General features: G+C 66.2%; 23 protein-coding genes and 1 tRNA gene. 6 read left to right on the top strand and 18 right to left on the bottom strand.

From position 1 onward, the window contains the following. Positions 1-12 precede the first annotated feature (12 nt). The 8 genes from TSB10GB4_RS14060 to TSB10GB4_RS14095 form a co-directional block, all read right to left on the bottom strand. Positions 13-1,443, bottom strand: coding sequence for an amidase (locus TSB10GB4_RS14060; RefSeq protein WP_186396261.1), 1,431 nt, complete (start codon positions 1,441-1,443; stop codon positions 13-15). Then, entirely contained in the window at positions 1,440-2,849 is a 1,410-nt protein-coding gene (locus TSB10GB4_RS14065; protein WP_186396262.1) for an amidase, read from the bottom strand. The genes TSB10GB4_RS14060 and TSB10GB4_RS14065 overlap by 4 nt, the downstream gene beginning before the upstream one ends. Further along, on the bottom strand, positions 2,846-4,036 hold the full coding sequence (locus TSB10GB4_RS14070) for an AbrB family transcriptional regulator (protein ID WP_186396263.1): 1,191 nt from the start codon (positions 4,034-4,036) through the stop codon (positions 2,846-2,848). The genes TSB10GB4_RS14065 and TSB10GB4_RS14070 overlap by 4 nt, the downstream gene beginning before the upstream one ends. After that, a complete protein-coding gene (locus TSB10GB4_RS14075; protein WP_186396264.1) occupies positions 4,011-5,141 on the bottom strand; it encodes an ABC transporter ATP-binding protein in 1,131 nt (376 codons plus the stop codon). The genes TSB10GB4_RS14070 and TSB10GB4_RS14075 overlap by 26 nt, the downstream gene beginning before the upstream one ends. 34 nt (positions 5,142-5,175) lie before the next feature. Beyond that, positions 5,176-6,246, bottom strand: a complete 1,071-nt coding sequence (locus tag TSB10GB4_RS14080; protein WP_186396265.1) for an ABC transporter ATP-binding protein — start codon at positions 6,244-6,246, stop codon at positions 5,176-5,178. A 9-nt stretch (positions 6,247-6,255) separates the two neighbouring features. Then, on the bottom strand, positions 6,256-7,164 hold the full coding sequence (locus tag TSB10GB4_RS14085) for an ABC transporter permease (protein ID WP_186396266.1): 909 nt from the start codon (positions 7,162-7,164) through the stop codon (positions 6,256-6,258). A gap of 25 nt (positions 7,165-7,189) precedes the next feature. Further along, positions 7,190-8,143 carry an ABC transporter permease gene (locus TSB10GB4_RS14090; protein WP_186386385.1) on the bottom strand — a complete coding sequence of 318 codons (954 nt, stop codon included), beginning with the start codon at positions 8,141-8,143 and terminating at the stop codon, positions 7,190-7,192. Between the two features lie 153 nt (positions 8,144-8,296). After that, on the bottom strand, positions 8,297-9,805 hold the full coding sequence (locus TSB10GB4_RS14095) for an ABC transporter substrate-binding protein (protein WP_244570914.1): 1,509 nt from the start codon (positions 9,803-9,805) through the stop codon (positions 8,297-8,299). Between the two features lie 606 nt (positions 9,806-10,411). On the opposite strand from TSB10GB4_RS14095, the gene TSB10GB4_RS14100 reads away from it, so the two are divergent. Genes TSB10GB4_RS14100 through TSB10GB4_RS14110 form a run of 3 tightly spaced genes read left to right on the top strand, consistent with a single transcriptional unit; the run spans position 10,412 to position 13,052 of the window. Then, positions 10,412-10,612, top strand: coding sequence for a hypothetical protein (locus tag TSB10GB4_RS14100; RefSeq protein ID WP_186386386.1), 201 nt, complete (start codon positions 10,412-10,414; stop codon positions 10,610-10,612). A 44-nt stretch (positions 10,613-10,656) separates the two neighbouring features. Further along, the gene (locus TSB10GB4_RS14105; protein WP_186396267.1) at positions 10,657-12,078 is read left to right on the top strand and encodes an amidase; all 1,422 of its coding nucleotides are present in this window, start codon (positions 10,657-10,659) and stop codon (positions 12,076-12,078) included. Beyond that, positions 12,021-13,052, top strand: coding sequence for a DMT family transporter (locus tag TSB10GB4_RS14110; protein ID WP_244570915.1), 1,032 nt, complete (start codon positions 12,021-12,023; stop codon positions 13,050-13,052). Before TSB10GB4_RS14105 ends, TSB10GB4_RS14110 begins: the two co-directional genes overlap by 58 nt. A 29-nt stretch (positions 13,053-13,081) precedes the next feature. On the opposite strand, the gene TSB10GB4_RS14115 is transcribed toward TSB10GB4_RS14110, so the two are convergent. The 8 genes from TSB10GB4_RS14115 to map all read right to left on the bottom strand — a co-directional run bounded on the left by TSB10GB4_RS14115 (position 13,082) and on the right by map (position 20,289). Further along, positions 13,082-14,368 carry a TRAP transporter large permease gene (locus tag TSB10GB4_RS14115; protein WP_186396268.1) on the bottom strand — a complete coding sequence of 429 codons (1,287 nt, stop codon included), beginning with the start codon at positions 14,366-14,368 and terminating at the stop codon, positions 13,082-13,084. Continuing rightward, entirely contained in the window at positions 14,365-14,883 is a 519-nt protein-coding gene (locus tag TSB10GB4_RS14120; protein WP_186386390.1) for a TRAP transporter small permease, read from the bottom strand. Before TSB10GB4_RS14120 ends, TSB10GB4_RS14115 begins: the two co-directional genes overlap by 4 nt. Then, a complete protein-coding gene (locus tag TSB10GB4_RS14125; RefSeq protein ID WP_186386391.1) occupies positions 14,883-15,893 on the bottom strand; it encodes a TRAP transporter substrate-binding protein in 1,011 nt (336 codons plus the stop codon). Before TSB10GB4_RS14125 ends, TSB10GB4_RS14120 begins: the two co-directional genes overlap by 1 nt. Positions 15,894-15,954: 61 nt before the next feature. Beyond that, positions 15,955-16,620, bottom strand: coding sequence for an RraA family protein (locus tag TSB10GB4_RS14130; RefSeq protein ID WP_186386392.1), 666 nt, complete (start codon positions 16,618-16,620; stop codon positions 15,955-15,957). A 13-nt stretch (positions 16,621-16,633) separates the two neighbouring features. Further along, positions 16,634-17,434: a carbon-nitrogen hydrolase family protein gene (locus tag TSB10GB4_RS14135; RefSeq protein WP_186396269.1), complete on the bottom strand. Its 801-nt coding sequence runs from the start codon at positions 17,432-17,434 to the stop codon at positions 16,634-16,636. A 187-nt stretch (positions 17,435-17,621) separates the two neighbouring features. After that, complete coding sequence (locus tag TSB10GB4_RS14140; RefSeq protein ID WP_186386394.1) at positions 17,622-18,533, bottom strand: LysR family transcriptional regulator; 912 nt, start codon at positions 18,531-18,533, stop codon at positions 17,622-17,624. A 187-nt stretch (positions 18,534-18,720) separates the two neighbouring features. Continuing rightward, the gene (gene radC, locus TSB10GB4_RS14145; protein ID WP_186386395.1) at positions 18,721-19,431 is read right to left on the bottom strand and encodes a DNA repair protein RadC; all 711 of its coding nucleotides are present in this window, start codon (positions 19,429-19,431) and stop codon (positions 18,721-18,723) included. Between the two features lie 24 nt (positions 19,432-19,455). After that, on the bottom strand, positions 19,456-20,289 hold the full coding sequence (gene map, locus TSB10GB4_RS14150) for a type I methionyl aminopeptidase (protein ID WP_186386396.1): 834 nt from the start codon (positions 20,287-20,289) through the stop codon (positions 19,456-19,458). 268 nt (positions 20,290-20,557) lie between these two features. Between map and TSB10GB4_RS14155 the strand changes: the two genes are divergently transcribed. The 3 genes from TSB10GB4_RS14155 (at position 20,558) to sfsA (ending at position 22,896) form a co-directional block, all read left to right on the top strand. After that, positions 20,558-20,642: transfer RNA gene (locus TSB10GB4_RS14155), tRNA-Leu, on the top strand. A 79-nt stretch (positions 20,643-20,721) separates the two neighbouring features. Beyond that, positions 20,722-22,167, top strand: a complete 1,446-nt coding sequence (locus tag TSB10GB4_RS14160) for a TrkH family potassium uptake protein (RefSeq protein ID WP_244292936.1) — start codon at positions 20,722-20,724, stop codon at positions 22,165-22,167. Positions 22,168-22,194: 27 nt separating this feature from the next. Beyond that, positions 22,195-22,896 carry a DNA/RNA nuclease SfsA gene (gene sfsA, locus TSB10GB4_RS14165; RefSeq protein WP_186386397.1) on the top strand — a complete coding sequence of 234 codons (702 nt, stop codon included), beginning with the start codon at positions 22,195-22,197 and terminating at the stop codon, positions 22,894-22,896. A gap of 37 nt (positions 22,897-22,933) precedes the next feature. On the opposite strand, the gene TSB10GB4_RS14170 is transcribed toward sfsA, so the two are convergent. Continuing rightward, positions 22,934-23,614, bottom strand: a complete 681-nt coding sequence (locus tag TSB10GB4_RS14170; RefSeq protein WP_186386519.1) for a L,D-transpeptidase — start codon at positions 23,612-23,614, stop codon at positions 22,934-22,936. A gap of 175 nt (positions 23,615-23,789) precedes the next feature. Further along, positions 23,790-24,299, bottom strand: a complete 510-nt coding sequence (gene gpt / locus TSB10GB4_RS14175; protein ID WP_186386398.1) for a xanthine phosphoribosyltransferase — start codon at positions 24,297-24,299, stop codon at positions 23,790-23,792. Positions 24,300-24,305: the final 6 nt, after the last annotated feature.

The raw sequence follows: 24,305 nt of genomic DNA on the forward strand, positions 1-24,305 counted from the left end.
TGCAGGACAGGACTAGAGAACCGGACGTTCGGCGCGCCAGGGCGTCGCCGCTTCATAGGCGCGGGCGACCCGGTAGACGGTCGCCTCGTCGAACCAGCGGCCGACGATCTGCGCGCTGGTGGGCATGCCGTCCGCATCGAAGCCGTTGCAGATCGAGAGAGCCGGGTGCCCGGTGGCGTTGAAGATCGAGGTGGCCGCCCCGAAGGTGAATTTCGTCAGCGTCTCCTGGTCGTCGAAGGTCGGCGCGGTCAGGAACGTGCAAGGGGCGAGCACGGCATCGCAGGCGCTGATGACGGCGTCGGTCGACTGGGCGAGTTCGCGCCGGCGGCGCTGGGCGGCGATATAGTCGACGGCGCGCATGGTGAAGCCGGCGGTCATCTTGTCGCGCAGGGCCTTGCCCATCAGGTCGGCGCGCTCAAGAAAATCGCGCTCATGGATCGAATAGGATTCGCCCCAGTTGATCGCGCCGACGATCTGGCGATAGCCCGACAGGGGGGCCGGCAGCGAGATCTCGACAAGCCTTGCGCCGAGGTCCTCCAGCACCGCCTCCATGGCCTCCAGGTTCGCCCTGGTGTCCGGCTGCATCGAGGGGGCATCCGGGCCGAGGTCGCGGATCACGCCGATCACCATGCCGGCAATGCCGGCGCCGATCCCTTGCAGGTAGTCGGGGACGAGCCTGTCTGCCGATCCGGGATCGCGCGGGTCATGGCCGGCGATGGTGCGCAGAACGAGGGCGTTGTCCTCGCAGGTCCAGGTGAGCGGGCCGGCGACGTCCAGCGACCAGCAGTTCGGCAGGATGCCGGCCCGGCTGACCACGCCGTAGGTTGCCTTCATGCCCTGAACGCCGGCGGCCGCGGCCGGCAGACGCACCGAGCCGCCGGTGTCCGAGCCAAGCGCGAACATGGCACTGCCGGCCGCGACCGCAACGCCCGCCCCGGTCGAGGAGCCGCCGGTGAAGCGGTCGGTGTTCCAGGGGTTGCGGGCGAGCGGGAAGGGCAGATCGTCATGGATCTCGCCGGTGCCTGTGCCGTATTCCCAGGTGTTGAGCTTGCCGAGCAGGATCGCGCCGGCGGCGGTCAGGCGCTCGATGGCCGTTGCGGTCTCGTCGGCAACATAGTCCAGCATCAGGCGCGAGGCGCCGGTCGTGCGCACGCCGACGACGTGGTAGTTGTCCTTTACGGCGAAGGGAATACCGTGAAGCGGCCCCTTGTAGCGGCCGGCGGCGATGTCGGCCTCCGCCTGGCGCGCGGCCGCCAGCGCCTTGTCGCCAAGCACGGTGATATAGGCGTGGAGACGGTCCTCCGTCGCGGCGATGCGCGCGAGAAACGCCTCCACCAGTTCGACCGGCGACAGGCGACGCGCGGCGATCAGGCGTGACGCCTCCGTGATCGTCAGATGCACGAGTTCGGGCGCGGCGGGCGCAAGCTTGGGCATGGCTTTCATAGCGTCGGTCTCCTCAGTCTCCAGGTGGTCGCCGCTTCGTAGGCGGCCGCGATCTTCAGGATGTCGGCTTCCGCGAAGCGACGGCCGACGATCTGCCAGTGAAGCGGCAGACCCGAGCCCGTGAAGCCGTTGCATTGCACCAGGGACGGATGCCCGGAGAGCGAAAAGGGTGTGAGCATTGTGTCGGCGGTGAAGGCCGTCATCTCGGGCTCGACGCCAAGGCGCGGGGCGACATGAAAGGCGCCGAAGGTCACCACCGCGTCATAGGTCCGGATGGTCCGGTCGAGGGCATCGGCGACCATCCGGCGCACGCGCTGCGCGGCGAGATAATCGCTTGCCCGGGTCATCGCCCCGCGCATGAGCTTGTCGCGCAGGGCGAAACCCATGTCCTGCGGGCGTTCGCGAAGCTCGGCCTCGTGGATTGCGGCGGACTCGCTGGAGCCGATGACCGAGGCGGCGAGGAAGCATTCGGCCGCAGGCACGGGAAGGGAAATCTCGAAAAGCTCGGCGCCGAGCTCCTCGAGCACCGTAAGTCCCTCGGTGAAGGCGGTGACGAGGGCGGCGTCAGGACCGGCCATGCCCGGACCGGGGTCGAGGATGACGCCGATGCGAAGCCCCGAAAGCGAGGCGGGGCGGGTCGGGGCGGGAGCGACCGTGGCCGACGGGCCGGCGAGCGCACGCAGCACGAGAGCCGCGTCCTCCACCGTCCATGCGAGCGGACCCGGCACGTCCATCGAATAGCAGTTGGCGATCATGCCGGCCTTGTCGAGCAGGCCGTGGGTTGGCCGAAGACCCACCACGCCGCAGGCTGAGGCCGGCAGGCGCACCGAGCCTGTCGTGTCGGAGCCGAGCGCGATGACGGTCGTGCCGGCGGCAACCGCGGCGCCGGCGCCTGTCGACGAGCCGCCGGCGAAACGCTGGGTGTCCCATGGGTTGCGCGTCGTCGGGATCGGCAGGTCGAAATACTCCCCGCCGTTGCCGGTGCTGTATTCCCAGGTCGACAGCTTGCCGAGCAGGATCGCACCGGCGTTCTTCATCGCCGCCACGAGGGTCGCGTCGCGTTCGGCCACCGTCCCGGCCATGAGCCGGGAGCCGCCGCAGGTAGGCAGACCGGCCGCGTCGTAATTGTCCTTGGCGGCGAAGGGGATGCCGTGCAGCGGCCCGCGCGAGCGTCCGGCCGCGATCTCGGCCTCGGCGTGGCGCGCCGCCGCGAGCGCGCGCTCGGCATCGACATAGACGAAGCTGTGGATCGCCCCGTCGACGGCCTCGATACGCCTGAGGCACGCCTCGACCAGATCCACCGGCGACAGGCGGCCTGCAGCGATCTCCCGGGCGGCGGCGGCAGCCGTCGGCGGATGGTCGGGCACAACGGGCGACGGCGCGGCTGCTGCGGTCGTTTGGCTCATTTCTCGGCGTCCTTCGACAGCGACTGGGGCAGGGGTTGCAGCGCCGACTGGGGGGCGGGCTGCGGCGGGATGGGGGATGCGGGACGGCCGGCATGGCAGGCCGGGATCAGACCGATGGCGCGCATCGCCGTGAAGGCCGGCGAGATCAGCATGACCAGGATCAGGATTCGGATGACATGGAAGGCGGTGACCACGGGGACGTTGAAGCCGAGCGCCTGGGCGGTGATCGACATTTCGGTGACGCTGCCCGGGGCGGTGGCCAGCACCATGGTGGCGATGCTCTCGTCGTCGACGAGATGGAGCAGGAAGCCGAGCGTGGCGCAGGCGAGCGTGACGAGCAGCACGTTCATCAGCGCCGCCGGCAGGAAACGCTTCATGCTGCGCAGGACATCCCGGCGGAACTGCGCACCGAGATAGGCGCCCATCAGCACCTGGCAGGCCATCATCAGTTCCGCCGGAACCGACGACAGATGCGCGTCGCTGGCGCCGAGCGCGATGCCGACGGCGAGCGGCCCGACGATGAAGGCGGCCGTCACGTTCATCCACCGCAGCATCAGCGCCAGGGCGAGCGACAGCCCCATGGTCACCAGGAAGCCCGTCAGGTGGAAAGGGTCGGCCGAGAATGTCCAGACATGTTCGCCATGCAGGTCGAGCAGGACCATTGTCGGCGGGATCACCACCACCAGCGTGACGATGCGCATGAGCTGGCAGATGGCGATGGGGGGCATGTTCGCGCCCTGCCGCGCGCCGAGAACGCTCATTTCCGCCGGACCGCCCGGCACAGAGCAGAAGAAGGCCGTCGTGCGGTCGATGTTGCTGAGGCGCGCCAGCAGCAGCGAGGCAATGCAGCCGATCAGCAGCGTCGCGAGGGCGGCAAGCAGGATTAGCGGCAGCAGCCGCAGGCTGGTTTCCGCCGCCTGGGGCGTGAAGGTCAGACCGATGCCGGTCAGCAAAACAAGCACCCCGGCATCGCGCAGGCTCCGCCGCGTGCCGAGCGGCAGGCCGAGCATCGACAGGGTCGCGACCATGGCCAGCGCCCCGATCAGCCAGGGTAGCGGAACGCCGATCCACCAGGCGATGGCACCGCCGACGCCGCCGGCAACCTGTCCGAGGGCGACGAAGGCAAGGTCGCGGGGATTCAGCCGGAGGGCGGGTTGCCGCTCAGGCCGTGACGGGAGCAGAGACACGATAGTCTTCCTCATCGCCGTGAATGTGACAGCGCATGTCGCGCGGCGAATGCCCCGCCCCCGCGCCGGGGAGCCGGATCAGGTCCGGCGCGACCGCGAGACAATGGGCGCGGGCATGGCGGCAGCGCGGCGCGAAGCTGCAGCCGGGCGGCAGCATGGCGAGATCGGGGGGCGATCCGGGGATCGCGTCGAGCACCTTGCCGCGCATGCCGGCCTGCACCGTGGACCGCATCAGGGCCTGGGTGTAGGGGTGCAGCGGGTCCTTGATGATGGCGGCAACGTCGGCCCCCTCGACGAGGCGGCCGGCATACATCACCCCGACCCGGTCGGCGATTTCGCAGGCGACACCAAGGTCATGGGTGACGAAAACCGTTGCCATGCCCAACTCGCGCTGCAGCTCGCGCAGCAGGAGCAGCACCTGGATCTGCACCGTCGCGTCGAGGGCCGTCGTCGGTTCGTCGGCAAGCAGGAGCTTGGGGTCGCAGGACAGGGCGAGCGCGATCATCGCCCGCTGCTTGAGGCCGCCCGACAATTCGTGCGGATAGGCATCGAGCCGCTGGCGCGCGGAGGGAATCTGGACAAGCTCCAGCAATTGCAGCGCCCGGGCACGGGCGTCGGCCCAGGACAGGCCCTTGTGCTCGACCAGCGTCTCGCCGATCTGGTGGCCGATGGTGAAGACCGGATCGAGCGCGGTGGCCGGTTCCTGGAAGATCATCGCGATCTTCGAGCCGCGGACGCGGCGCAATTCGCTTTCGCTGGCGCCGACGAGGTTCTGCCCGTCGACGTCCATCCTACCGCTGACGCGGGCGGTCGGCGGCAGAATGCCGAGCAGGGTGCGCAGGGTGACGCTCTTGCCGGAACCGGATTCGCCCAGAAGGCACAGAACCTCGCCACGGTCGAGGGAGAAGGTGACGCCGTTGAGGATCGACACGTCGCCGTCGCGGGAGACGAAACGGACACCCAGATCCTCCACATGGAGAATGCGTTCGGACGGTACCGGCGCGGGAGCGGGCGTCGGCGCGACAAGCGCCTCCAGCCGGCTGCCGGTGGACCGCCAGCGCTTGGGAAGCCAGGGCTGCCTGGACAGAGCGGGGCTTGCGGGCATGGACGTCTCCTTTGCGTTCAGGCTGCGGGTGCGTTCAGGCTGCGGGGGACAGGCTGTGGCTGGTGCCGACGCCGCGCGCGTGGCAGGCAACGCTCTGGCCCGGCCGATCCGGCAGGGCGGCGAGTTCGGGCGCTCTGGCGGCGCAGATCGGCTCCGCGAGGGGGCAGCGGGTGCGGAAGCGGCAGCCGCTCGGCGGGTTGACCGGGTTCGGGGGATCGCCCGTCAGCGGCGGGGCGATCCGCCTGCGCGCCGGGTCCATCGAGGGGCGAGAGGAAAGCAGCGCCTGGGTATAGGGGTGGCTCGGTGCGCTGTAGAGATCGTCCACGTCGCCGATCTCCACCACCTCGCCGAGATACATCACAAGCACTCGGTCTGAGATGTACTGGACCACGTTGAGGTCGTGGGAGATGAAGATATAGGTGAGGCTGAATTGCTCCTTGAGCCGGGCGAGCAGGTTGAGAACCTGGGCCTCCACCGATTTGTCGAGCGCCGAGACGGCTTCATCGAGAACGACGAGACGCGGCTTCATGGCGAGGGCGCGGGCGATGTTGACGCGCTGGCGCTGACCACCGGAAAGCTGGTGCGGATAGCGGCGCGCGAACTGGCGCGGATTGAGGCCGACCAGGCCGAGAAGTTCCTCGGCATCGGCCCGGGCCTTGCGCGTCGGCGTCCCGTGGGCCTTGGGGCCGAAGGCTATGGAATCGACGATGGGCAGGCGCGGGTTGAGGGAGGAGTAGGAGTCCTGGAACACCATCTGCATTTGCTTGCGCAGGTCCGCGACGGTGATGCCGCCATAGGGGCCGACCGGATCGCCGTCAAAGACGATGGAGCCGGCATCGGGCGGGATCAGATGGGTGAGCAGGCGGGCGGTCGTGGACTTGCCGCAACCGGACTCCCCGACGATGCCCAGCGTTCTGCCCTTGTCGACATGGAAGCTGACGCCGTCGACGGCGCGCACGACCGAGGGAGCCTTGCGCAGGAAGCCGCCACCGATGGGAAAGTGCTTCTTGAGATTCTCGACGATGAGCAGGGGCTGCATGGGGCCGCCGCGGTCGCGGGTGTCGTCCGCGATGGGCAGCGTGGCGGCTTGCGAGGTGTCGTGCATGGCTGGCTCCTAGTCTTTGACGTCCATGGAGGAGCGCAAACCGTCGCTCATCATGTTGAAGCACATGGAGGTGATGAAGATCATCACGCCGGGAACGACCGCGTTGACCGGGGCGATGTAGATCGCCTGGCGCAGCGTGTTCAGCATCAGACCCCAATCGGCCTGCGGCGGGCTGACGCCGAGACCGAGAAACGCCAGGCCCGAGGCGACGACGATGGAGACGCTGATCAGACTGGAGGCGTAGATGAACACCGGGCCGAGCACGTTGGGTAGGATATGCGTGCCGATGATGCGCGGGGTGGAGGCGCCGGTCGCGCGCGCCGCGTCGACATAGTCTTCCGTGCGGATCTGGGTGGTGACGCTTTCGGCGATGCGGCAGATCGGCGGGATGAAGACCACCGTCAAGGCGATCAGAACGTTGAGCAGGCCGGCGCCGAGGGCGCCGGAGATGGCGACGGCGAGCAGCACGGAGGGAAAGGCATAGAAGACGTCCATGGTACGCATCACGGCGGTGTTGACCAGGCCGCCGAAATAGCCGGCAAGAAGTCCCAGCCCGCCGCCGATCAGTGTCGCCAGGAAGACCGGCGTCAGACCGGTGAACAGCGAGATGCGACCGCCATAGATCAGCCGGGAGAGCATGTCGCGGCCGAGTTCGTCGGTGCCGAGAAGGTGGCCGTCGGTGCCGATCGGCTTCAGCCGGCGCGTCATGCTGGTCGCGTAAGGGTCGTTGGGTGCGACGAAGGGAGCGAAGATCGCGGCCAGCACGATCAGGAGTACGACGGCCATGCAGACGACGGTGACCGGGTCGCGCCGGAGCTTGCGCCAGACGCCGCCCCAATAGCCGGGCGTCTTGGCGGTGGCGGCCGCCGCGGCTCCGTACGAGCCGGCAAGAGCGGTATCTGTCGTGGCATGGGCCATGGCTTGGTCTCCGTGTGGCTGCCCGTCACGCGCGCTTGATGCGCGGGTCGAAGACGACCTGCAGGACGTCGACGATCAGGTTGATCAGGACGAAGAAGAGGGAGAGCACGAGGATCGTGCCCTGGAGGACGGGCAGGTCGCGCGTGAAGATGGCGCTGTTCATCAGGAACCCGGTGCCGGGCCAGGAGAAGACCATCTCCACGAGGATCGAGCCTCCGAGAAGCTGGGCGAACTGGAGGCCCGAGACGGCAAGGACCACGGGCGCGGCGTTCTTGGCGACATGCAGGAAGATGCGGGGCCTCGGCATGCCCTTGGCGCGCAGGGCGGAGACGAATTCGCGCTTGCGGACCTCGGCCACGGTGGCCCGCACGGAGCGGGCAATGATACCGGCCGGGATCACGGCCAGGGTGATCGCCGGCAGGATGAGGTGCTTCAGATGCGCCCAGTCGATGGTGAAGCCGCTTTGACCTCCCGGTCCCATGCCCATCGCCGGCAGCATGCCGAGATTGACGGCAAAGACGACGACGAGGACGAGGCCGAGCCAGTAGTGCGGAACGCTGACGCCGGTGATGGCGAAGGCGGTCACAGCCTTGTCGAGAAGGCTGCCCTCGACATGGCCGGCGACGGCACCGGCAAGAATGCCGAAGCTGAATCCGAGCAGCACGGCCGCGAAGGCGAGGATCATCGTGTTGCGGACCGCCGGCAGAACGTCGCCGAGGACCGGGCGACGGGACTGCACCGACACGCCGAAATCGCCCTGGGCGACGTTGCCGAGCCAGACGAGGTACTGGATCGGCAGCGGTTTGTCGAAGCCGTAAGCCGCCCGGATCTGGGCCGCGACCTCGGGCGAGGCATTGTCGGGCAACACGGTGCTGAGGGGATCGCCCGGAGCCAGATGGATCAGCGAGAAGCAGACGATCGTCACGCCGATCGTGATCGGGACGGCGTAGAGCAGGCGGCGGATGACATAGAAGAGCATCGCGAATGTCCTTCGATCGGGCTGCGGGACGCGGGGTGCGCGGCGGACGTGGCGGCGAACAGGGACACGGACGTCGTTGCCGTGGCCGCCCGGCCGGGGGGGGGCCGGCCGGAGGACTTGGCTCCCCGACCGGCGGTCCGGCCGGGGAGGGCGCTACTTCTCGACGTAGACCGGCGTCATGTCCTGGAACCAGTTCTGGGCCTGGACGAACCCCTTGACGTTGGGAGCGAGCGCGCGCGGGTTGAGGTCGTGCACCACCCAGATCCACATCGCGTCGTCGACGATGATCTGGTGCAGCTCGGCCAGGAGCGCGTCCTGTTCCTTCGGGTCGAAGGCGACCTTGGCCTTGGCGATGACCGCGTCGGCGGCAGGGTTGGAATAGCCGCCCCAGTTGAAGCCGCCCGGAGGCGTCTCATCGCTGCCGGAGGTCTTGATCAGGGCGATGTTGGGGTCCCAGAAGGCCCAGGAATTGTTGAGCCCATGGGCGCCGGCGTTTTCCGGCGCCATGGCCCCGGCCCGCCGACGTGCCCTGAGGGCTTCCCATTCGAAGACCTCGAACTCGACCTTGAAGCCGACGGCGTTGAGGTTCTCCTCGATGAACTCGTTCATCGGCAGCGGTTGCATCTGGCCGGAGCCGGCCGTGGAGATCAGGAACTTGACCGGGAGCGGGTTGTCGGGGCCGTGGCCGATCTCCTGAAGCAGGGTCTTGGCGGTCTGCGGATCGTAGCCGATCTCGAAGGTCGGCTTGCCGAACCAGGGATGCCCCTCGTTGACCTGACCCTTTGCCGGGACCGCCAGCCCGCCGAGGAACTGGGCGAGGCCCTCGCGATCGATGGCAAGGTTGGCGGCCTTGCGGACCCGCAGATCGCGGAAGGGAGAGCCTTCCTCATAGCTGAGCTGATAGGGCCAGATATGCGGGTAGACATTGGTGACGATCTGCATGCCGGAGGACTGCAGCCGCGGCACGGCATCGGGCGGGGGCGCCTCGATGAAGTCGACCTGACCGGACAGCAGAGCCGCGACACGGGTGGACGTGTCGGGCATGCACAGGAGGATCATGCGGTCGGACGCGGTTATCCGCTCGGGATCCCAGTAGTCTGCATTGCGGACCAGTTCGGCGCGTTCGCGCGGGACGAGCTTTTCCAGCTTCCAGGGGCCGGTGCCGGAGGGTTGTTCGGCAAACTTGCCCCAGTCGCCGCCGAGCGCCTCCCACTGCGCGGGGCTGGAGTAGACGATGCCGGAAATCTGGTAAGGGAAGGTCGCGTCCGGCTCCTTGGTGCGAATGGCGACCGTCAGATCGTCGATCACCTCATAGGAGGCAATGGCACCGAACCACTGCGAGGCCTGTGCCGCCTGCGCGGTGTCGTATTGCGGCGAGTCCTTGTTGATGAGCTTGTCGAGGTTCCAGACCACCGCCTCGGCGGTAAACGGCGAGCCGTCGTGGAACGTGACGCCTTCGCGCAGCTTGAAGGTCCAGATCGTCTTCGTCTCCTCGTCGACCGACCAGTCGGTGGCGAGACCTGGCCGCAGGACCGAGGGCATGTCGGCCTTGGACAGGTCCCAGGCGATGAGCGGGTCATAGAGGGCGAGGCCGATGAAACGGGTTCCCTCGCCGCCCTGATTGGCCTGGCCTGTGGTCAGCGGGACGTCTGCGACGGTCATCGCAACCCGCAACACGCTCTCTTCGGCGCCTGCCGGCAGGATCTGGATGGCTCCAGTGGCCAGAAAGACGGCAAGAGCGCTGGTCCTGGCGAGGCGACGGAGGAGCGTAGTCGCGCTTGCGAGCGGCCCAACCTGTTCTGCTCTGTTCGGATTGATTGGCACAGTGGACTCCCCTGCTCTGATGGGTGGGGGCAACGGCCTGCCTGACGGCGTGACCCCATGCCTCAAGCCTAGAAACGGCGATAATTGAATACAATAATTATGTTTGAGGAAATATTGTGCACATTAAATCGACGAAAGATCGCAGAATCTCAAGGGCTTAGAAATTGAGCGTTGCGAGTGGCGGGAATTTGCGCCGCAGCAATTGTGCGCCTGCGAGAAAATCAGGCATGCTCTAAGCGCAGAGCTAATCTATGTTTTTTCGGTGAGTTGACGCTTTTATGTCGCAACTCTTCCCACCTTCTATCTTGCATTGCAGCATGGGGTGGCATTCTCCCCTCGGCTGTGGCTGCTCCGGCAAGATGCGACAGGTTGTCTGTATTGTGTACAAAACGCGTGATCATCTCCGCCGGGGATGGCGCCGAGGCACCAAAGGAGATTCAGACGATGACAGATGCCGACACCGCAATCGTAAGCCGTGAGGATCTTCGGGTTCTCGTGCGCAATGCCGGCCTCGATCCGAGCGACCAGCAGTTCGAGGAGATGTTTGACGCCTATCAGCACGTCAAGGCGATGCTCGACCGGCTCAACCGCGACTTCGGGTTCGCTGACGAGCCTGCCCATGTCTACTCACCGCTCAAGTTCTGACACAACGGACCTTGCTCCGAGCGCATGACGAGGGGGATTCATCCATGTCCGACCTGCATTTCATGACCGCATCCGAGGCGGCCGCGCTGTTTCGCAGCGGCAAGCTCTCCCCGGTGGAACTGACCCGCGCCTATCTTGATCGCATCGAGGCGCTCGATCACCTCATCGACAGCTACATCACCGTGACGATAGAGCGCGCCATGGCCGATGCCGGGCGCGCCGAACGCGAATTCGCTGCGGGACTCGACCGGGGACCGATGCACGGCATTCCCTATTGCCTCAAGGACATCGTCGAGACCGAGGGAATCCTGACCACCGGCCAGTCGCGCAGTCTGGCCCAGCACATACCGACGAAGGACGCGACCCTGGAGGCGCGTCTGCGCGCCGGTGGCGCGGTGCTTCTCGGCAAGACGACAACCTGGGAGTTTGCCCATGGCGGGCCGTCCTGGGACGTGGTGGCGCCGCCGGCGCGCAACCCCTGGAACCGGGATAACCATCCGGCCGGGTCGAGTTCCGGCACGGGCGCGGCGATTGCCGCCGGCATGGCGGCGACGGGCATCGGGACGGATACGGGCGGTTCGATCCGCCTGCCCGCTGCCGTCTGCGGCATTGCCGGGCTGAAGCCGACCTACGGGCGGGTGAGCCGGACCGGTGTCCTGCCGAACAGTTTCACCCATGACCATGCCGGACCGATGGCCTGGACCTCGCAGGACGTGGCAATGATGCTCGCGGTGATCGCGGGCCACGACCCGCTCGATCCGGGAAGCGGCGAGGTGCCGGTGGCGGGCGATCTTGCCCAACTCGACGAGCGGGTGCTGAGCGGATTGACCATCGGCGTGCCCTATCGCTGGTTCGAGGAGGAGGCGCCGTCGTCGACCGAGGTGCGAGAGGCGTTCGACGCTGCCCTTGCGGCCATGGTCGATGCCGGAGCGCGGATGGTTCCGGTCGAGCTGCCGAGCCTCGAGAGCTATGCGGATGCGAAGAAGACGATCGCCATGGCCGAACTCTATTCCATCCATCACAAGACGCTGAAGGAAACGCCGCATCTGCTCGGCGAGAGCCTCCGCTACCGCATCCAGTGCGGCGCGCTGATCCGGGCGGAGGACTATGTGCAGGCGATGCGCTGGCGCACCCAGTTGTCGCGCGTGACGCAGGCGGTCTTCGACACGGTCGACATTCTCGCCATGCCGACAGCGGAACCGGCCGGGCGGCTGGAGGCCACGCCGCATTCCTGGCTGTTCAAGCACAAGTCCCTGACGACCCCGTTCAACACCACCGGCAACCCGGCCTTGAGCGTATGCAACGGCTTTTCCAAGGCCGGCATGCCCTTGTCGCTGCAACTTGTCGGCAAACCGTTCGACGACCGTCTTGTCTTGTCCGTCGGCAGCGCCTACGAGCAGATCACGCCATGGCGGGCAAAACGTCCGGTTCTTGCGGGCGCGGAACCTGCCAGCAGCGCTGCCTGAGCGCATTCAAAGGTCTCAATCGGGGGGCGGAGCTGTTTCGCCCCTCGCTCACTCTCCTCCGGCAAGAAGATCACGGCGTGTTCTCCGATTGGCTCTGGATTGTCTTCACCCTCATCGCCTCGGCCGCGCAGACGGTCCGCAACTCCATGCAGAAGGAACTGACGGGCACCCTCGGTACCGTCGGCGCGACCCAGGTCCGGTTTTTTTACGGACTGCCGTTCGCGGCGGGCTTCCTTGCCATGGCCGTCTTCGCCACCGGTGAAGCGCCGCCGTTCTCGGAGTTGGCGCAGGTGCCCTGGACGGCGGCCGGGGCGCTGGCGCAGGTCTTTGCCACCGGGATGATGCTGGCGGCGATGAGAACCCGCTCCTTCGTCGTGGCGATCACCTATACCAAGATCGAGCCGGTGCTGGTGCTTGGCTTCGCGGTGCTGCTGCTGGGCGAAGTGCCGACGCCGGTGGCCATGGCCGGTGTGTTCGTGGCGACGGCCGGCGTTGTGCTGCTGTCCTGGCCCGGACGCGGTCACTGGACCAATGGCTGGCTGCAGACGACGGCTTTTGGTCTCGGTTCCGGCGCGCTGTTCGCGGTTTCGGCGGTCTGCTACCGGGGCGGCATCCTGGCGCTGGGCGACGGCCACTTCCTGATCAATGCGTCGACGACGCTGGTGACCGCGCTCGCCCTGCAGACAGGCGTCGTGAGCCTCTATCTGTACGTCTTCGACCGGGCGGTCCTGCACCAGCTCGTTGCCGCCTGGCGCTCATCGCTCGCAGCAGGTTTCTTCGGCGCGCTGGCTTCCCAGTTCTGGTTTCTGGCGTTTTCCCTGCAAAGCGCCTCGCTTGTGCGGGCGTTGGCGCTGATCGAGATCGTGTTTGCCCAGATCGTCTCCTTGCGCCTGCTTCGGCAGAAGGACACGCCGCGCGAGATCGCCGGCATGGTGGTGATCACGGCCGGCGTGCTGATGATCCTGCTGGCGTGACTGCGTCCGGACGGGGGCCGGCTGGTCGCTCAGTTGGCCCCCATCACCAGGTTCGGCAGCCACAGGGAGATCTGCGGAAACAGCAGCAGCATCGCCAACGCGCTGACCAGCGGAATGAAATAGGGCAGCGTGGCGCGCACGATGTCTTCGAGCGGCGCCCCCGAGATGCGCGCCACCACGAACAGGCCGATCCCGAGCGGCGGGGTGGCGATGCCGAGGATCAGCGACATCTGCAGGATGATGCCGAAATGCACCCGGTCGATCCCATAGGCGTCGACCAGGGGAAGCAGGATCGGCACCAGCAGAAGCTTGATCGTTACCCCGTCGATGAAGCAGCCGAGCATCAGGACAAGGGCCATGATCGACAGCAGGAACACCAGCCGGGAATCGATCAGGTGGGGCAGGGACCGGGCGAGATCCTGAGGGATCTGCTCGATCGCCAGAAGCCAGCCCATGCTGCCGGCAAAGCCGATGATGATCATGATCATCGAGGTGATCAGGATGGTTTCGGTGAGCGCCCGCCACAGGGCGGCGAAGGTCAGCGTGCGGAAAAACACCCCGAGAAGAATGACATAGGCGGAGGCGAGAACCCCGGCCTCCGACGCGGTGGTGGTGCCGGTGAGAATGCCGCCCATGATGATCGCCGGTGCGACCAGGGCAAAGGTGCCGCCGATGGTGTGTTTCCAGATCTCCCTGGCGCTGGCGCGCGGCTGCCGGGGGAAGTCCACCCGTGTCGCCAGAACCCGATTGAACGCCATCAGGCTGGCCGCGATCAGCAGCCCCGGGACCACGCCGGCCAGAAACATGCGGGCGACGGAGGTGTTGGACAGGAAGGCATAGACCACGAGCGGCACGGAGGGAGGAATGAAGGGGGCGACGATCGCCGAGACGACGGTGATCGCCGAAGAGAAGGAGGCGGTATAGCCGCGCTCCCGCATCGCCTTGATCTCCACCGCCCCAAGGCCGGCGATGTCGGCAACGGCTGCCCCCGTGCCGCCGGCCAGCATGACGGAGGCCAGCACGTTGACCTGTGCCAGTCCGGCGCGGAAATGCCCTACCAGCGCGTTGGCGAGATTGAAGATCTTCTCGGTGATCCCGATGGCATTCATCAGGTTGCCGGCGAGGACGAAGAAGGGGATGGCGAGAAGCGAGGTGTTCGACGCGCTCTCCAGCACCTTCATCGGCACGATCCACAGGATGTCCGAAAAGCCGCTCATCACCAGCGCCGCGACGACAGCCAGGCCGATCGCCATGGTGATCGGCGTGCGCAGGGCGACGAGCCCCAGGAACAAGGCGAAAAGGACGACGGCCGTCATTCGCGTGCCTCCGCGAGCGCATGGGGATCGCGGCCCTCGATGAAGCCGATCACCGCAAGGCGCAGGTTCAGGACATATTGCAGGACGATGAGGGCGCAGGACGCCCAAAGCGGGGCGGCCAGCCAGTAGCGCTGGAACCCGACCAGGTCGATCCGCCCGACCTGGCGCGGGATCAGTATCGGTGCCTGCCGCAGGACGAGCAGCATCAGCCCGATGACGAGGAGCGCGACAAGGATCGCGACAAGCGCCGCGGGGCGGGCCGGCAGCCGTCTGGTCACCACATCGATGGTGATGTCCTGTCCGCGGCGGAAGATCACGAAGAACGCCAGGAAGATCGCCCAGACGAAGAGGACGCCCGTCCACGGGAAGACCCAGATGATTCCCTTGTCCCAGATCAGCCGGGACAGGATGTTGGCGAGGTTGATCGCCAACATCGTCAGCAGGAGGCCGTTGGCGCCGGCCAGAAAGAGCCGCTCGGCCCAGCCAAGGCCGGCGTCAAGGGCGCGCCAGACCATCAGTTCGAGGGCCGGGTGGCGTTGATCGCGTCCAGAAGGCCTTCCGGCAAGGTGCCGGCGACATTCATGCCGGTGTAGAACTCGGCCATCTTGGCGACGACCGGCCCCGTATCCATGACGGTGAAGGTCACGCCTTTTTCCGCCATGCGTGCGAGGGACTCGTTCGCGGTGGCATCGGTCTTGGCGGCGAACTCGGCCGCAACCTCGTCGTAGGCCTCCAGAATCTGCGCGCGCGTGGTCTCGTCGAGCCCGTTCCAGGCACGCGCATTGGTCATGAAGGCCAGCCCTTGCGGATACTCGTCATGGCGCACGATGTGCGGGGCGACTTCGTAGAAGCGCATCGACTCGACAAGAGCGATGGGACTGTTGACCGCCTCGACGATGCCGCGTCCGATCGACTCGTAGGTCTCCGTCCAGGCGAGGGTGCGGACCTCGGCGCCGAGATGCCGCCAGGCGGCCGCTGCGAGCTCGTCGGGATGCATGCGCAGCTTCAGGCCGGCGATGTCGTCGAGCGTGGTGACGGGCTTGCTGGTGACCATGACGCGATAGGGGCCGCGGACCATCTTGGTGGGGTCGCCGATGACGGTGACGCCCGCCTCGGCCTCGACCTTGGTCATCCAGCCCTTGACGAGATCGGAGCCCTGGAAGGCGGACCAGTGCTCGCGGCTTTCGAACAGGAAGGGAGAGCCGGTGAAGGCGATCTCCGGAACCCATTTCTGCAGATAGGTCGAGCCTTCGGGATAGATGTGAACCGTGCCGAGTTGGAGCTGCTCAAGGATGGCCTCGTCCTTGCCGAGCTGCTCGGCCGGATAGACCTGGACCGTGAGCTTGCCGTCGGTCTTGGCGGCGATGCGATCGGCAACCGCCTGGAAGATCTGGCCCTCGATCGACTCGGCCGGCATCTTGTGCGCCATGCGCCAGACTTCGGCACTGACCGCCGCGGTGCTGCTTCCGGCGAAAGCGAATGCCGCCAGCGCGGCAGTGGCGAGAGAAATCCTGAAGCTCAACATGATCAAACCCCTCCGTTTTGTCTTTGGTTTGCGCTAGTCCAGTACCGGTGCAGCCTCCGTCTCAGGCTCTGAGCTTGTTCATCACCAGCTTGCTCGCCCCGGAAATCTCGGGCAGTTGCTCTCCCTTCTCCAACCGCGCGAGCAGTTCGATCTCCCGCTCCTGCATGCCAAGCGCCCGGTCGGCGACCTCCTCGATCTGCCAGGGCTTCAGGAACAGAACGCCGCTTTCGTCGGCGAGAACCGCATCGCCCGGCTCGACCGAGACGCCGCCGACCGAGACGGGCCCGTTGAGCAGACCTTCAAGACCGAGAAGCTTGGTCGTGATCGGAGACGGTCCCCGGCACCAGAGCGGCATGCCGACCCGGCGCACCTCGTTGAAGTCTGTCGCCGGACCGTCGATCACGGCTCCGACCACACCGCCGAGCTTTGCGGCGTTGGTGATGACGCCGCCCCAGCAGGCGTGATGGGAATCGCCGCAGCGGTCGATCACCAGGAAGTCGCCCGGCCGGACCAGCGACATCAGATGATGCAGCAGAGTGGAATCCGCGCCGGGAATACGAAGGGTCACCGCCGTTCCGGCCACCCGCTTCTCGGGCAGGACGGCACGCAGGCCGATATCGGCGAACTGGCTGTGCAGCACATGGCCGACAGTGGCGGTTTCCACCTTCTCGAGTTTTGCGATCAGCGCGGGATCAATCTGGTCGGGCATCGGGCGCAGGTCGAACATGGCCGCGGCTCCTTCAAAGGACGTGATGATTGTGGACGGGGATCGACGCGCGCACCTTCGCTGCGTAGGCATCGTCGATCCTGCCGGTGACATGTCCGGTATGGTCGCCCACCTGTGCCACCACATGGCCCCAGGGATCGATCAGCATCGAATGGCCGTAGCAGGCCTTCTTGCCGCCGGCATGCGTGCCGAACTGGCCGACGGCGAGGAAATGGGTTCCGGTCTCGATGGCGCGGGCGCGGGCGAGAACCTCCCAGTGGTCCTTGCCGGTCATCAGGGTGAAGGCGGCCGGCAGGACGATTACCTCCGCTCCCTTGTCGCGCAGGGCGCGGAACAGCTCGGGGAAGCGGATGTCGTAGCAGATCGCGCAGCCGACGGTGGTGCCGTTCACCTCATAGGTGACGACCTGGTCGCCGGCCGCGATCGTGGCACTTTCGCGATAGCTCATGCCGCCGGGAACGTCGACGTCGAACAGGTGGATCTTGCGATAGCGCGCGAGTTCGCTGCCATCGGGGGCGAAGACCAGCGTGGTGTTGTGATGGGCGTTTCCGGCCTTCTCGACAATCGATCCGCCATGCAGCGTGATGCCGTGGCGGCGCGCCATCTCCTGCATCGCGCGATAGGCGTCGCCGTCCGGGAATTCCTCGGCGCTGGCGTGGAATTCTTCGGGGCCTTCGCCCAGCATCGCCCAATATTCGGGAAGGACGATAAGGTCTGGCCCGTCCTTCGCTGCCTCGGCGACGAGCGCTTCAGCCTGGGCGATGTTCGCCTGCTTGTCGGACTGGGAATTCATCTGTATCAGGGCGACTTTCACGTTCAGCCTCTTTCATGAACTGTTTCCGACAAGCATGGTTCAGCCTCCCCGATCCGGTGTCCAACGGGAAATTTTTGGGATCTTCATAAGAATTTCTTTTGCAGGCTAATGGTGGGGCCTCGCCTGGAAAAGGCTGTGATGCCCTGTCCGGGTCGTCCGAGCCGGGGCGTAGGTGGCGGAACCGCGCTCAGGCGAGAGCAGGGTCGGCGCGTTGCACGAAATCCTGGGCGATGTCCCGCGCGAGCTCCGCGATGGTGGCCGGGACGAGCCGCGCCGGTCCGTCGAACCAGGTGGCGTGGAAGCGCATGGGTGGGATGGGTTGCTCGGCCTCGATCAGCACCAGTTCCTTGCGAGCAAGTTCACGTGGGGCGACGATCGGCGGGATGGTGGCGACACCGATCCCGTCGATGGTCATGCGGATGATCGTCGCGAGCGAGTTGGCGGCGAAAAAACGCGCGGTCTCGAGCCCGTTCTGTTGGAAGAAGCGGGTGATATGCGCGTGCGGCTGGCTGTTCTTGGGGAAGCAAATCACTGGATAGTCCGCGAGGCGTTCCAGGCTGACGGGCCCTGGCGGGAAACGGAGGTTGGGAGAGGCGACCCAATGGCAGGAATAGGTGCAGAGCTCGATATTGGCGTAGCTGGGCTCGAGCAACGGTCCCATGATGAGTGCCAGATCGATCTCTCCGGCGCGCAGCAGTTCCACCAGCTTGAGGCTCGTTTCCGCGGAAAACTCCAGGGTAAGGTCGGGATAGGTGTCCTTGGCGGCGCGGATCAGGTCGATCAGCCAAGTGTAGGTGATCGTGTCGATCACGCCGATCCGCAAGGTTCCCCGGATGCCCTGAGTGCCACTGACCTCGTCGACGAAGACGCGGGCGTTTCTCAGCAGCGGTTCGGCGCGGGCCAGGGCTTCGACTCCCTGCGGCGTCAGCGACAGGCGCCGGTGTTCCCGGACGAAGAGTTTTACGCCGAGTTCCGCTTCCAGCGCGGCGATGCGTGAGGAGACCGCCGCTTGCGTGGCATTCAGCCGTTCGGCGGCCAGCGTGAAACTCTTCAGCCGCGCCACCCAGACGAACGTCTCCAGAAAGGTAAGGTTGATCAAGCCCTCCTCCCGGGCGCACAGACGTGGCCGGGCCTCCTGTGTCGGGTGAGCCCTGCCTCACATCTCGACCAAGGGAACGCTACGCCGCCACCTGCGAGCGATCAAGCTTCAACTTCGGCCACGCTGCCTCAATGGCAGGCGCACGCCCTTGAAACAGCGGGTGTTTTCGGTCCAGCCGGGGTTAGGCTTAGAGGAGTTGCAGGCCCTTGAAGCTTGCATGACCGTCGCGTCCGACGATGATGTGGTCATGCAGGACGATGCCCAGCGTACCGGCGATCTCGGAGATCTGCTTGGTCATCTGGATGTCGGCGCGCGAAGGCGTCGGATCGCCGGACGGGTGATTATGGACGAGAATGATGGCGCTGGCGGAAAGCTCCAGCGCCCGCTTCATCACCTCGCGTGGATAGACGGGCGTATGATCGACGGTGCCGCGCTGCTGCACCTCGTCGGCGATCAGTGCGTTCTTCTTGTCGAGGAAGAGGATGCGGAATTCCTCGCGGTCGGAGAAGGCCATGGCGGTGCGGACATAGTCGATCACCTGCGACCAGGAGGAGAGCAGGGTGCGCTCGCGAACCCGGCCGCGCAGGAAGCGCTCGGCCACCGCATGGGCGAGCTTCAACTCGTCGACCACCCGGTCGCCGACGCCGCGCACTTCCTTGAGGAGGGCGGGCGGAGCCGCGAGCACCTCGGCGAACGAGCCGAAACGGTCGATCAACGCCTTGGCGACCGGCTTGGTATCGGCCCGGCGGATCGGCGAGAAGAGCAACAGTTCCAGCAACTCATAGTCCTGAAGCGCGGCGTGGCCGCCTTCGCGGAAGCGCTGGCGCAGCCGGTCGCGGTGGCCGTGAAAATGCGGAGAGATGCCAGCGTCGGAGAAGCCGTCGTCCGTGCCGCTCATGCCGCCTCCTCCCATGATGCCGCGTCAGGAGCGATCGAAAGCCAGTGGATTGTCGAGGCCGGCTGGCGACAGGGTGAAGATCTCGCAGCCCGTCGCGGTGATGCCGACCGAGTGCTCGAATTGGGCAGACAGCGAGCGGTCGCGGGTGACGGCGGTCCAGCCATCGCTCAGCACCTTCACATGCGGCCGGCCGAGATTGACCATCGGCTCGATGGTGAAGATCATGCCCGGCTTCAGTTCGATGCCTTCGCCCGGTCGGCCATAGTGCAGGATGTTCGGCATGTCGTGGAACAGCCGGCCGACCCCATGGCCGCAGAAGTCGCGCACGACCGAGCAGCGCTCCGCCTCGACGAAGCTCTGGATGGCATGGCCGATATCGCCGGTGGTCCGGCCGGGGCGCGCCGCCTCGATGCCCCGCAACAGCGCCTCGTAGGTGACCTCGACCAGTCGTTCGGCCGCCCGCTTCAGCTTGCCGACCGCATACATGCGGCTGGAATCGCCGTGCCAGCCGTCGACGATATAGGTTACGTCGATGTTGACGATGTCGCCTTCCTTCAGCGGCTTGTCGTTGGGGATGCCGTGGCAGACGACATGATTGATGGAGGTGCAGGTCGACTTCGTGTAGCCGCGATAGTTCAGCGTCGCCGGCAGGGCGCCATTGTCGATGCCGAAGCTGTAGACGAAGTCGTCGATCTCCTGGGTGGTGATGCCGGGCACGATCTTTTCGACCAGCGCGTCGAGGCAGCGGGCGGTAAGCTGTCCGGCCTTGTGCATGGCGGCAAAGTCGTCCGGCCCGTAGAGGCGAATCTGGCCGGTATTCTTCAAAGGGGCGGTAGCGGCGTCGATATAGGTGACCATGCGGGATGCTCGTCCGGATTGTTCGTGCGGCGGATCGCCCGCCCGCCGCCGGAACGGCGGCTGCCACGCTGGTGCGGAAGGCACGCGGGCCGAGGCGCCGGGGGCGGGATGTGCGCCGACAGGATTTCCAACTAGCCTTAAAACGCGGGGGCGCGGGGCGCAATCCGCTTTCGCCGCAAGGTTTGGCCGGGGAGCTGCGCGATGCGCGGAGCGGGCCGCCGGTCTTCCCTCTTGCGCCGCTTCCAAGGTGCTTGTACCCAAAGCGGGCGCGGACGTGGTGGAACCGGTAGACACAAGGGACTTAAAATCCCTCGGCCTCGGCCATGCGGGTTCGAGTCCCGCCGTCCGTACCAACGATTGCCGCCACGCACCGCAAAGCGGGACGACCATCGCGGGTCCCAGACGACGCCAGACGACGAAAGACGCCGATCCGTGATTTCGCTGCGCCCCGTGCTTAACGTCCTCGGCTTCCTCTATGTGGGCCTGGCGACGGCCATGCTGATCCCGGCGATGGTCGACGTTGCCGCCCGCAATGCCGATTGGCAGGCCTTCGTCATGTCGGCGCTGATCACCGGACTGATCGGACTGCTGCTGTCGGTGGCCGTCGGCGGGGCGTTGAGCGAGGGGCTCGACATCCGCCAGACCTTCATCCTGACGACCCTGTCCTGGCTGACGCTGCCGGCTTTCGGGGCGCTGCCGTTCCTCTGGCTGGGGGTCGGTTATGCGGATGCGGTGTTCGAGGCGGTGTCCGGCTTCACCACGACCGGATCGACGGTGCTGTCCGGTCTCGACGGGTTGCCGCCGGGCCTGCTGGTCTGGCGTTCGCTGATGCAATGGATGGGCGGGATCGGCATCGTCGTCATGGCCATCGTGCTGCTGCCGTTCCTGCGCATCGGCGGCATGCAACTGTTCCAGAGCGAGAGTTCCGACCGCAGCGAGAAGATCGTCTCCCGCTCGGTGGAACTGATCCGCCTGCTCGGCATCACCTATCTGTTCCTGACTTTCGTCTGCATCCTTGCCTTTCTGGTCACCGGCATGACCGTTTTCGATGCGATCAATCACGGGATGACGACGATCGCCACCGGCGGCTACTCCACGCACGACGCGTCCTTCGGCTTTTTCACCAACCCGGCCGCCGGATGGGTTGCGGTGGTCTTCATGCTGATCGGGGCCATGCCCTTCGTCCTGGTCATCCAGGCGCTGCGCGGCCGGCCGTTGCTGCTGTGGAACGATCCGCAGGTGCGCGCTCTGCTCGGGCTCGTGGTGCTGGCCTCGCTGACAGTGACCGTGTATCTTGGGGCGGTGTTGGAGATGAACTTCTCCGAAGCCTTGCTGGCCTCGACCTTCAACATCGTCTCGATCATCACCACGACGGGCTTTGCCATGGGCGACTACAGCGCGTGGGGGCCTCCTGTGATCGGCCTTGCGCTGTTGCTCACCTTCGTCGGCGGCTGCACCGGCTCGACCTCGGGTGGCATCAAGATGTTCCGTTTTCTGGTGTTCTTCGGCACCGTACGGGCCCATCTGCGGCGAATGATCCGGCCGAACCGCGTGATGTCCGAGCAATATGCCAACACCCGACTGACGCCGGAGCTGTCCTTCTCGGTGCTGGCCTTCCTCGTCGTCTATATGGGTTCGGTCGGCACGATCACGCTGGCACTGTCCGGTTTCGGGCTCGATCTGGTGACAGCGCTGTCGGCGGCCGCGACGGCGGTGTCGAATGTGGGTCCGGGGCTTGGGCCGGTCATCGGTCCGGCCGGCAATTTCGCGCCGCTGCCCGACGGCGCAAAATGGATCCTGTCTTTTGCCATGCTGATGGGCCGGCTGGAGCTTTTCACGGTGCTGGTGCTGCTCGATCCGGATTTCTGGTCGCGCTGAGCCCATTCAACGGCTGGAGTTGGTCCCTTGCGTTTTTCCTCCCCCCTTGTGTCCGGCCGTCTGGTCAAGCGCTACAAGCGCTTTCTCGCCGATGTGATCCTCGACAGCGGCGAGGCGGTGACCGCGCATTGCGCCAATCCCGGCTCGATGCTGGGGCTGCGCGAACCGGGTGCGCGGGTCTTCCTGTCGCTGTCCGACAATCCGGCGCGCAAGCTGAAATACTCCTGGGAGATCGTCGAGGCGGACGGCGCGCTGGTCGGCATCAACACCGCTCATCCCAACGGCCTGGTCGAGGAGGCGTTGACGGCGCGGCTGATTCCCGAACTGGCCGGTTTTTCCGGCTTGCGGCGCGAGGTGAAATACGGTCGCAACTCGCGCATCGACATCCTGCTTGAGGGCTCAGACGGGCGCCCTGTCTATGTCGAGGTGAAGAACGTCCATCTGATGCGGCAGGCGGGCCTTGCCGAGTTCCCGGACTCGGTGACAGCGCGAGGCGCCAAGCACCTTGTCGAGATGGGGGACATGGTGGCGGAAGGAGCGCGCGCCGCGATGGTCTATCTGGTGCAACGGCCGGACTGCGACCGCCTGTCCTTCGCTGCCGACATCGATCCCGCCTATGCGGCGGCCTTTGTGGCGGCGAAGGCACGCGGAGTTGAGGCCTATGCGATCGGCTGCCGCGTCACGCCCGAGGAAATCGTGGCAGAGCGGCCTGTGACACTGACCGCTTGAGCCGCCGGATTTCAGGAAGCGGTCAGGCTCGCGTAGCTCAGGCAATGCCCTCGTTGCCTTGCAGGACCACGATCGGCGTGTTGTTGGGCACTCGCGCGGCCAGATCGATGACGTCCTGGTTGATCAGGCGCACGCAACCGGAAGAGACCGCCTTGCCGATGGTCCAGTACTCCATCGTGCCGTGGATCCGGTAGATCGTGTCGCGATTGCCTTCGAAGATGTAGAGCGCGCGGGCGCCCAGCGGATTGTCCAGCCCCGGCTCCATGCCGTTGCGATAGGGCTCGAGTTCCGGCTGGCGGGCGATCATCTCGGCCGGCGGGGTCCAGCGCGGCCATGCGCGCTTGTAGGCGATGCGCGCGCGTCCGCCCCAGTCGAAGCCGGCGCGGCCGATACCCACGCCATAGCGCAGCGCCTGCCCGTTCTCCATCACCAGATAGAGAAAGCGGTTCGGCGTGTCGACGACCAGTGTGCCGGGACGCTCCCGCGTCGGGTAGGACACCACCTGGCGGAAATACATCGGATCCACACGCCGCAGGTCGACGGCCGGCAACGGGAACCTCTCCTGTGGCATCGCCGCATACATCTGCAGGTAATAGGGATCGATCACCGGCGCCGGGGGCGCCGACGAGGCCGCCTGCAGGCGAGGGTTGCTGCCGGTGGTCTGGCAGCCGGCGAGCGCCATCGCGCCGAGGCCAACGAGGGCGGCGCGGCGCGTCATGAGGGTGTTGCCGGAGGCGGAGCCGCTTCCGGAGCGCGGGAGAATCTCGTGTGTCATGACGCGGTTATAGGCTCAGAAATTGCGCCGAAATATGGGCACGGCAATAACTTTCCCGCGAGCGCAAGGCTGCCCTGCGCCTGTCGGGAGGCTCAAGGCCGGCGAAACGCGACCGCGCTCAGCCTTGGCTGTGGGTGGCGATCGGCGGCTGGAACTGCCAGCCCATGTCCCAGGGGAAGTAGATCCAGGTGTCCTGCGACACCTCCGTCACGAAGGTGTCGACCAGCGGACGCCCCATCGGTTTGGCATAGACGGTTGCGAAATGGGCATCGGGCAACATGTCGCGAACGACGCGTGCGGTCTTTCCGGTGTCGACAAGGTCGTCGATGACCAGGACGCCGGAGCCCTTGCCGCCGTTGAGATCGATCACCCGCTTGTCGATGGTCTTCAGGACCTGCAACTCGCCCTGGTTCTCATAGTCGTGATAGGACGCGACGCAGACCGTCTCGATAAGGCGAATGCCGAGCTCGCGGGCGACGATGGCCGCGGGAACCAGGCCGCCGCGGGTGATGCAGACGATTGCTTCCCATTTGCCCTGTCCCGACAGGCGCCATGCGAGCGCGCGGCAGTCGCGGTGGAACTGATCCCAGGAGACGGGAAAGGCTTTGGGGGCTTGCGGGTTTTCCATGCGGGT

It is taken from the genome of Stappia sp. TSB10GB4 (assembly GCF_900185745.1).
Lineage (GTDB): Bacteria > Pseudomonadota > Alphaproteobacteria > Rhizobiales > Stappiaceae > Stappia.

Coding starts and splice junctions, on each gene's coding strand:
- TSB10GB4_RS14060 (WP_186396261.1), bottom strand. CDS start 1,443: ATGAAAGCCATGCCCAAGCTTGCGCCCGCCGCGCCCGAACTCGTGCAT.
- TSB10GB4_RS14085 (WP_186396266.1), bottom strand. CDS start 7,164: ATGGCCCATGCCACGACAGATACCGCTCTTGCCGGCTCGTACGGAGCC.
- TSB10GB4_RS14105 (WP_186396267.1), top strand. CDS start 10,657: ATGTCCGACCTGCATTTCATGACCGCATCCGAGGCGGCCGCGCTGTTT.
- TSB10GB4_RS14065 (WP_186396262.1), bottom strand. CDS start 2,849: ATGAGCCAAACGACCGCAGCAGCCGCGCCGTCGCCCGTTGTGCCCGAC.
- TSB10GB4_RS14170 (WP_186386519.1), bottom strand. CDS start 23,614: ATGACGCGCCGCGCCGCCCTCGTTGGCCTCGGCGCGATGGCGCTCGCC.
- TSB10GB4_RS14075 (WP_186396264.1), bottom strand. CDS start 5,141: ATGCCCGCAAGCCCCGCTCTGTCCAGGCAGCCCTGGCTTCCCAAGCGC.
- TSB10GB4_RS14110 (WP_244570915.1), top strand. CDS start 12,021: ATGGCGGGCAAAACGTCCGGTTCTTGCGGGCGCGGAACCTGCCAGCAG.
- TSB10GB4_RS14090 (WP_186386385.1), bottom strand. CDS start 8,143: ATGCTCTTCTATGTCATCCGCCGCCTGCTCTACGCCGTCCCGATCACG.
- TSB10GB4_RS14130 (WP_186386392.1), bottom strand. CDS start 16,620: ATGTTCGACCTGCGCCCGATGCCCGACCAGATTGATCCCGCGCTGATC.
- TSB10GB4_RS14125 (WP_186386391.1), bottom strand. CDS start 15,893: ATGTTGAGCTTCAGGATTTCTCTCGCCACTGCCGCGCTGGCGGCATTC.
- TSB10GB4_RS14100 (WP_186386386.1), top strand. CDS start 10,412: ATGACAGATGCCGACACCGCAATCGTAAGCCGTGAGGATCTTCGGGTT.
- radC (WP_186386395.1), bottom strand. CDS start 19,431: ATGAGCGGCACGGACGACGGCTTCTCCGACGCTGGCATCTCTCCGCAT.
- gpt (WP_186386398.1), bottom strand. CDS start 24,299: ATGGAAAACCCGCAAGCCCCCAAAGCCTTTCCCGTCTCCTGGGATCAG.
- TSB10GB4_RS14095 (WP_244570914.1), bottom strand. CDS start 9,805: ATGACCGTCGCAGACGTCCCGCTGACCACAGGCCAGGCCAATCAGGGC.
- TSB10GB4_RS14080 (WP_186396265.1), bottom strand. CDS start 6,246: ATGCACGACACCTCGCAAGCCGCCACGCTGCCCATCGCGGACGACACC.
- TSB10GB4_RS14115 (WP_186396268.1), bottom strand. CDS start 14,368: ATGACGGCCGTCGTCCTTTTCGCCTTGTTCCTGGGGCTCGTCGCCCTG.
- TSB10GB4_RS14120 (WP_186386390.1), bottom strand. CDS start 14,883: ATGGTCTGGCGCGCCCTTGACGCCGGCCTTGGCTGGGCCGAGCGGCTC.
- map (WP_186386396.1), bottom strand. CDS start 20,289: ATGGTCACCTATATCGACGCCGCTACCGCCCCTTTGAAGAATACCGGC.